Origin of the sequence: Bartonella sp. AP36NXGY (assembly GCF_042195865.1) — a bacterium.
Taxonomy (GTDB): Bacteria; Pseudomonadota; Alphaproteobacteria; order Rhizobiales; family Rhizobiaceae; genus Bartonella.
Window position 1 is genome coordinate 1 of the sequence record NZ_JBHIPD010000081.1, and the last position, 2022, is coordinate 2022.

Annotated in this window: 1 protein-coding gene and 1 pseudogene; both read left to right on the plus strand. The window is 37.9% G+C overall.

Going from position 1 to position 2022, the window contains the following annotated elements; genetic code table 11:
- Window positions 1–318 (plus strand): annotated as a pseudogene (locus ACFINX_RS09875) (SMI1/KNR4 family protein); the annotation flags it as partial.
- 5 nt (window positions 319–323) lie between these two features.
- Window positions 324–2022: DUF6990 domain-containing protein (locus tag ACFINX_RS09880; RefSeq protein WP_375668775.1), on the plus strand; the 1699-nt coding region annotated here is incomplete at its 3' end.

Sequence of the window (2022 nt, forward strand, 5' to 3'; positions counted from 1 at the left end):
CAAGAGCTTTTGGAAAAAACTATGGAAGAGGTGAAATTGATAGAGGAAATATGAAGCGTTTATAACGCAAGTTTTGATAAGTGTCCTGCTGGTGATATTGTTTTCTATCATTTGACGGATATAAAAAATGGTTTCGCAAAACCAAATCAGCTTGCCGTGAATAGAACCGATTTTGGTGAAACATTTTATTTTGATTATTCTCAGTTTTGGGATGGTGAATGCCCACTCTATGTTGAAATTGCATCTGGAGATTCAGAGCATTACGCAAGTAATTTTTATGAATTTCTCTGTAAAAGAATTAAAGAGCACGCAGGGTAATGACGATGCAAACCAAAGATGCAACAGAGATTTTAAAAAGACTTGGCTGGGAGCCCCATCGCGATGAAATGGGTGATATGTTTGCTTATTATCACCTCCCCGATCGCATAGTGCGTATTCATTATGGTGTCATAGATTATGGACGGGATAGCGGAAGATTGTGGGTTTCTGTCAGTCTTACTACTGCTGCTTATTGTCTTGGCTGTGAATATGCTAACGGTAAAGAATCTCAACCTCAATATGAGGCTATGCTGATTTCTTCAGAAGAGAATTTTGGAGTTACAGCACTGGAGTTTTTTGAAAACCACGTTAAGGTAGCTTTAGACAAAGTGTTAGCTTGGGCGCAAGCACAAGATATTAAGAAAAAATTACGTGAAAAAGCTGCTAATCATTCTCTCGTTGCAAAGGCTCTACTCGGCGATACCGAAGCTTTAAGGAATTACAAACCTACACCTCAATTATATACACCAGAGTTTTCTGATTATGAAAAGATGACACAGGTTGAGCGCGTCATCTTTTTTGCTGAGGCGTATAAAAATAACGAATTGGATGACATTTTAGCACGCAAAAAACCGAAACAGCGTTTGATGAGTCTTACAGCAGCAACGCGCATTCTTAAAACCCAAGGGTGGTTTGTTATGGAACCTGGAAAAATGTGGCTGATTTTGCCCGACCGCTTCATTCAATTTGATTTTGGTTTTATACGTCTTCCAAATGATGATTACAATGTTCATCTTGAAGCAGGGATCTCCAACGAAGATATTTCTGTAGCTTGCCATTATATTCACGATAGTAGAAAATGTAGGCAGATATCAGCTACAAATATTTATCAGTCTTTTAATACGATTGAGGGAGGGGTTTTTAGTGGTGTTGATAAAGGAATTGATATTCGTTTAGAGACATTAAATGAGCAGGAGCTTATCAAAATTTCTGAGCGGGTGATACAATGGGCGCGTGCTCAGGATTTAGAGGCAGCGATAGAAAGCAAAGCGCTTGTTCAAAAATATAGCTCTTGTCCCGATATCCCATGGCATTTGGCTTGTTTAGCATTAACAGGTCAAATTGATGTCTTGAAATCCTATCAAAATGCCGTAAAAGCAGGTACGATTTCTGAACATTTGGATGACGATGATGTGGAAAAATATGTTAATCACGCTGTTCAATTTGCTGAAGAACATCTGAGCGTTTTAAAGGAGCGAAAGGCGGCGGATGCACGTATTGATGTACAATCTTTAGCTCTCCTTAATACAGTTTCTGAAACATTAAAAATGATGAACTGGACAGTCTATCGCGACAAAAATTATAATCGTAATGCCTATTTTATAAGCAAAGACCGTATCATTAATATAATGTACAGCCTTGATACAAAAGGAAAAACACCGATCGTTATATTCAAGGCTTCACTTTCAACACTTGCCTTTTCCACTGCTCATAGGGGTGTTTTTCCCGAGAATCCTCAATATATAGCTCTCAAAGAGGCAGAAGAAGTTTATACAGTTTCTAGTGTTGAAGTTGAAGAAGGCAAACTAAAGCAAATCTGTGTGGATATTCTTAAGTGGGCTGATAACCAAAACACCAACCAAATCATCTATGATTATGCGGCTTTGCCAACAAATAGTGAATTTTTCCTTGCAGAATTTCACCTTATTGCACTTATTTTGACTGGTAATGTCAAAAAACTTAAGTTTTATAAGGAGAGTTTTC